Origin of the sequence: Streptomyces sp. NPDC057654 (assembly GCF_042800135.1) — a bacterium.
GTDB lineage: Bacteria > Actinomycetota > Actinomycetes > Streptomycetales > Streptomycetaceae > Streptomyces.
Genome location: NZ_JBHVHQ010000565.1, coordinates 1 through 5732 on the forward strand (window position 1 = coordinate 1; position 5732 = coordinate 5732).

At 73.5% G+C, this 5732-nt stretch carries 4 protein-coding genes and 1 pseudogene; 2 read left to right on the forward strand and 3 right to left on the reverse strand.

All coding sequences use genetic code 11. The features are described 5' to 3' along the window. Positions 1-39 precede the first annotated feature (39 nt). From ACFU99_RS30700 to ACFU99_RS30710, 3 genes are all read right to left on the reverse strand, one after another. Complete coding sequence (locus tag ACFU99_RS30700) at positions 40-1710, reverse strand: transporter (RefSeq protein ID WP_384398219.1); 1671 nt, start codon at positions 1708-1710, stop codon at positions 40-42. After that, complete coding sequence (locus tag ACFU99_RS30705) at positions 1707-2543, reverse strand: ABC transporter ATP-binding protein (protein ID WP_384398225.1); 837 nt, start codon at positions 2541-2543, stop codon at positions 1707-1709. Before ACFU99_RS30705 ends, ACFU99_RS30700 begins: the two co-directional genes overlap by 4 nt. Before the next feature lie 157 nt (positions 2544-2700). Beyond that, positions 2701-3375, reverse strand: a complete 675-nt coding sequence (locus ACFU99_RS30710) for a bifunctional DNA primase/polymerase (RefSeq protein WP_384398221.1) — start codon at positions 3373-3375, stop codon at positions 2701-2703. A 448-nt stretch (positions 3376-3823) separates the two neighbouring features. Here ACFU99_RS30710 and ACFU99_RS30715 point away from each other — a divergent pair, with 448 nt between their 5' ends. Beyond that, positions 3824-5212, forward strand: coding sequence for a transcriptional regulator (locus ACFU99_RS30715; protein WP_384398223.1), 1389 nt, complete (start codon positions 3824-3826; stop codon positions 5210-5212). Positions 5213-5411: 199 nt separating this feature from the next. After that, positions 5412-5732, forward strand: a pseudogene (locus tag ACFU99_RS30720) (hypothetical protein); the annotation flags it as partial.

Sequence of the window (5732 nt, forward strand, 5' to 3'; positions counted from 1 at the left end):
GCGGAAACCCGGGCCCAGCGTGCAGCGGAGCTACCGGCCTCAGCCCTTGCTCACCGCCGCCAGGATCTCCGGGAGGCGGCCCGCCACCCTCGGGGCCGCTATGCGGAGGCCCGTGTATGCGGCCGTCAAGCCGTAGGCCGCGCCTGCGGGGAGTACGAGCCACAGCAGGCCGTGCATGTCCGCTACGTGGAGCCAGATGGTGAGGCCCAGGACGGGGGCGGCGATGAGGGCGCCGGTGAGCATGCCGCCGAGGATGCTGAGGGAGGCGATGCCGGACTGGCCCGGGGCGACGTTCTTGTTGCCTTCGGAGGGGATGGAGTACGGGGCCAGGGCCGAGGAGAGGGCGCCGGTGCCCACGAGGGCGCCGAGGAGGGCGAGGGCGATGCCGTACGCCTCGGGGAAATCGGACCACTGGTGCAGGGCGATGGCGGCGCCGACGACGACCAGGGAGACGTACGGGACGGCGAGCAGTGCGATCGTCAGGGCCCGCGCCCGCAGTTCGACGTACGCGTCGCGCGTCGAGGAGATCGTCGAGGCGACCATCCAGAAGGCGGAGGTGTCCTGGCCGAACTGGTTGTACATCTGCATGCCGAGGAGCCCCGCCGACCAGCACGCCGTGTAGAGGCTGCCGTTGCCCTGCACGGCCGTGACGATGGGGAGCAGCAGGCCGACGCCCAGCGCGGCGGCCCAGGACATCTTGGTCTTCGGGTCGCGCCACGCGTAGCGCAGCGACCGCAGCATGACCGTGCCCGTACGGCCCTGGGGCAGCAGGCGCAGGAGCCCGCGCTCCGAGGACGACCGGCGCGCGGTGTCCTTCTCCACGGCCTGGAGGGTGGAGGAGTCGGGGGCGGTCATCAGGGTGGTGAGGGTGCGCTGCCACCACCACAGCAGCAGGACGAGCGCCAGTACGGTCAGGCCCAGGCCGGCGGCGGCGCGCCCGTACGAGCCCTGGCTCACCGCGTCCACGGCGTCGAGCGCGGAGGCGGGCGGGATCCAGCGGACGACCGTGCCCACGGGCGCCAGGACGCCGAGCCCGTCGGGGCCGGTGAGTTTCTGGACGCCGAGGTTGACGCCCTGTGCGCCGATGGCGATGAACAGGCCGCTGAGGACGGCGAGGTCGCGGCCGCGGCGGCTGGTCAGCAGCCGGACGTTGGCGGTGGCGACGGCGCGGGCGAGGGCCACGCAGACCAGCCCCACCAGGAGCACGGCGAGGACGCCGACGACGGTGGCGGCGGCGCCGTGCGCGAGGGCGATCACCGCGCCGACGGCCACGGCGAGGGTGAAGACCGGGCCGATGCCGATCATCGAGGTGACCAGCAGCGCGGCGATCAGCGGGCGGGGCCGCAGCGGCAGCATGGCCAGCCGGGTCGGGTCGAGCGTCTCGTCCCCGGAGGGGAAGAACAGCGGCATCGCCGCCCAGCCCAGCGCGACGATCGTGACGAGCAGGGTGACCAGCGCCGCCGCGTGGTCGTTGTCGCGCACCGCGACGAGGCCCAGCAGGACGATGGCCGCGAAGAGCAGCGTGAAGACGAGCGAGGTGACGTAGACGGCGGTGCGGCCGGAGGACTGGCGCAGGCCGTTGCGGAGCAGCGACAGCTTCAGCCGTACGAACACCGGGATCAGGGATGTCAGGGACGTCGGAGACGTCAGGGACGAGGCCCCGGCGCGGGCCGGGGCGGGGGCGGTGGACGTCGTGGGCGCGGTGCTCATCGGGCGCCGCCGCCCAGCCAGTCCAGGTTCTGCGAGCCGGCCAGCCGCTGATTCGCGCCGACGAGTTCCAGGAACGCGTTCTGGAGGCTGTCCGCGTCGCCCCGCACCTCCGCTGTCGGGCCCTGGGCGCGGATGCGGCCCGTGGCCATCACCGCGACCCACGAGCACAGCGACTCCACCAGTTCCATCACATGGCTGGAGAAGACGACGGTCGCGCCCGAGCCGGTGTAGCGCTCCAGGACGCCGCGGATGGTCTGCGCGGAGACCGGGTCGACGCCCTCGAAGGGCTCGTCGAGGAAGAGGACCTCGGGGTTGTGCAGCAGGGCGCAGGCGAGCCCGATCTTCTTGCGCATGCCGGTCGAGTAGTCGACGACGAGCTTGTGCTGCGCGCCCGCGAGGTCGAGTACGTCCAGGAGCTGGGTGGCGCGTGCGTCGACCTCGTCGCCGGGCAGGCCGCGGAGCCGTCCGGTGTAGGCGAGGAGTTCGCGGCCGGAGAGCCGTTCGAAGAGCCGCAGCCCTTCCGGCAGCACGCCGATCCGCGACTTGACCGCGACGGGGTCCTGCCACACGTCGTGGCCGCCGATCTCGACGCGGCCGGAGTCGGGGCGGAGCAGCCCGGTGACCATGGAGAGGGTCGTCGTCTTGCCCGCGCCGTTGGGGCCGACGAGCCCGATGAACTGGCCCGCGGGCAGCTCCAGGTCGATGCCCGCGACCGCGACCTGTTCCCCGAACTTCTTCCACAGACCGCTGATCCGCACGGCCGCCGCGCCGGGGGCCCCTATGTCCGTACCCGCTATGTCCGTACCCGCGCCGGTCCTGCCCCCGTCGGCCATGGCCGCGCCGTCGCCGCCGGCTGTCGCGTCCTGCACCACTGTGATGACCCCTCGTTCCCCGTTGACTCGTCGCAGGGGACGTCCCGCCCCCCGGGACCAACCCTAGGCGGGCGGAGAAGAAAGCGTCACGGCACGGACGGGGCGGGGAACAGGGGGCTCAGCGGCCCCGCGCCGCCGCGGCCTCGCGCCCGCAGGCGTAGGCGAGGGCGCTGATGAGCTCCTCGGTGTCCGGGAGCCAGCGGTTGGCGGCGGTGGGCTGGCGGGCCCATTGCACCGAGCCGTGCGAGCCGACGCGGGTCGGCGGCGCGGCCACGTAGTCGCCCTCGCCGCGCGCCACGAGGTCCAGCGACGACGGCGGCCAGCCCAGCTTCCGCACCAGGTCGGGGACCTTCGGCGCGCCGCCCGGCAGTACGAGGAACAGCATCCGGCGGCTCGGGGTGCAGGTGATCGGGCCGAGCCCGACGCCCATCCGCTCCATCCGGGCCAGCGCCAGGCACCCGGCGGACTCCGGCACGTCCAGCGCGTCGAAGGTGCGCCCGGTCGGCAGCAGCACCGAGGCGGCGGGCCGCTCGGCCCACAGCCGGCGGGCGCCGACCGCGCTGCCCGTGGCCTGGGTGGCCCAGTCGGGGCGCGCGGGGTGCGCGCCCGGCGCGGGGCAGTCCAGGTCGCGGCAGGAGCAGTTCTCGCGCCCCTGGTCCGCCTCCAGCCAGGTGCCGGCGAACACGTCCCAGTGCCGTTCTTCCGCGTACCGCACCGCGGAGTCGAGCGGCTGCTCGCCGCGTTGCGCCGGGATGTGCGGGGCCGTTACTCCGATGGTCTTTTCCACGTTCATCACAACTCCCCTTGTCACCAGGGGTTACGGCCCGCCGGGGGCGCGGGCGCGGTGCATCGTTACGGCACGTGGGGCGCACGGGTGCATGGCCGGGGGCGCAGACGGGGCCGCGCGGTCCGGGTGGGGTAGCCACCTGCGGAACGTTCATCCGCATAGACATGGGCACGGGCGCAGTCACAGTCACAGGCACGGTCATCGGCCGCACGGTCGTCGTCCGCACAGTCCTTCGGGGCCGGTCATCGGGCGCACAGCCCTCGGGCATGGTCATCGGGCACAGTCATCGGATACGGACACCGATCACGGGTTTCGCCCCGGATCACCAAGCGCGGTCATTACGGGCAAGTCCCGCATTCTCCGGACATCTTCGGGGCAGTGATCTCGCCATACGGACCTCACAGGGTGCGCGGCGCTCGTCGCGGACGTACAGCAGGCACAGGGGGTACACACCATGGCCGCACGGCCACTCGTGGCGCGGCAGCCCAACGAACGGCTGCAGGCGCTCATCCAGGAAGCCGGCTGCTCCAACGCGGGGCTCGCGCGCCGCGTCAACATGTGCGGCGCGGAGCACGGCCTCGATCTGCGGTACGACAAGACCTCCGTGGCCCGCTGGCTCCGCGGTCAGCAGCCGCGCGGCCGGGCCCCCGCGATCATCGCCGAGGCGCTGGGCCGCAAGCTGGGCCGCACGGTCACGATCGACGAGATCGGCATGGCCAACGGCAAGAACCTCGCCTCCGGCGTCGGCCTCCAGTTCTCGCCGACCGTCGTCGGCGCCGTCGAGCAGGTCTGCGAGCTGTGGCGCAGCGACGTCGGGCGGCGCGACTTCCTCAGCGGCTCGTCCGTCGCCGCCTCCGCGCTCGTGGAGCCCAGCCGCGACTGGCTGATCACCGGCGCGGACGCCCAGGTCGCCCGTACGGTCGGGGCCCGCGTCGGCGCGTCCGACGTGCAGGCCGTACGGGCCACCACGGACGCCCTCGTGGAGCTCGACCACCGCTACGGCAGCGGCCATGTGCGGCCGGTCGTCGTGCACTACCTCAACAGCGTCGTCTCCGGGCTGCTCGGCGGCTCGTACCGGGAGGCCGTGGGGCGCGAACTCTTCGCCGCCGTCGCCCGGTTGACGGAGCTCGCCGGGTACATGGCCGTCGACACCGGGCAGCCGGGGCTCGCCCAGCGCTACTACATCCAGGCGCTGCGGCTGTCCCAGGCCGCGGACGACCGCGGCTACGGCGGCTATGTGCTGGCCGCGAGCATGAGCCATCTCGCCGCCTCGCTCGGCAATCCACGGGAGATCGCGCAGCTCGCGCGGGCCGCGCAGGAGGGCACGCGGGGCCATACCCCGCCGCGGGCCGAGGCGATGTTCCTGGCGGCCGAGGCGCGCGGGCACGCGCTGCTCGGCGACTCCCGCGCCTGCCAGGCCGTCGCGGGCCGGGCGGTCACCGCCCTGGAGAAGGCCGACAACGAAGGCGAGTCGGGCGACGACCCGGTGTGGATCCGCCACTTCGACCAGGCGTATCTGGCGGACGAACTGGCCCACTGCCACCGCGACCTCGGCCAGGCCGAACCGGCCAAGCGCCGCGCGGAGGAGGCCCTGACCGGTCACCCGGAGGGGCGGGTGCGCCGCCGTGCCATAGGGCTGCTGCTGCTGGCCACCGCGCATGTGATGCAGCGCGAGATCGAGGAGGCGTGCCACGCGGGCACCCGCGCGGTGGAACTCCTCGGCAATCTGCGGTCCAACCGCGGAGCGGAGTATCTGGACGACTTCCAGCAGCGGCTGGAGCCGTACCGTGATGAATCCGTTGTACGGGAGTTCGGCGCCCGGCTGGAGGTGCAGGCGGCATAGCGCCTTCCCGGCGCAGTCCTCGCGGGCCCGCGCGGGGCCGAGCAGGGCTGTGCCGGGTCGCGCGGAGCGGGTTTCCGGGGCGGTGCGGACAGGGGTCTCACAGGGACGAGACCGTTACGAGGTCAATGGTCGAGCGTTATCGTCACCCGGTAGCGTGAGCCGATGATTCCGTAAGTCCCGCACAGGTTGAGGAGCCCCGGTGACGCAGAGCGGACAGGGAAACGAGCCGCGGCGCCCGGCGGCTCAGCCCACGCGACCCGCGTACGAGGGCATCGTGCTGCCCGCCGACGGCGAACCCTTCGACCCCGCCGACCTGCGGTCCGCGCCCTCCACCGGACAGCCCTGGGGCGAGCCTTGGGGCCCGGACGCGCAGTCCGCGCCCGGCCAGGGCGGATATCCGGGACAGCAGCCCGAGCCGGGTGAGGGCGGCGCGCACCGTGCGGGCGGCGCCCATAGTGCGCCGGACCCCGGCCCGTACGGCGGCGGTCCGGCCTATGACGCGTACGGCGCGCAGCAGGGC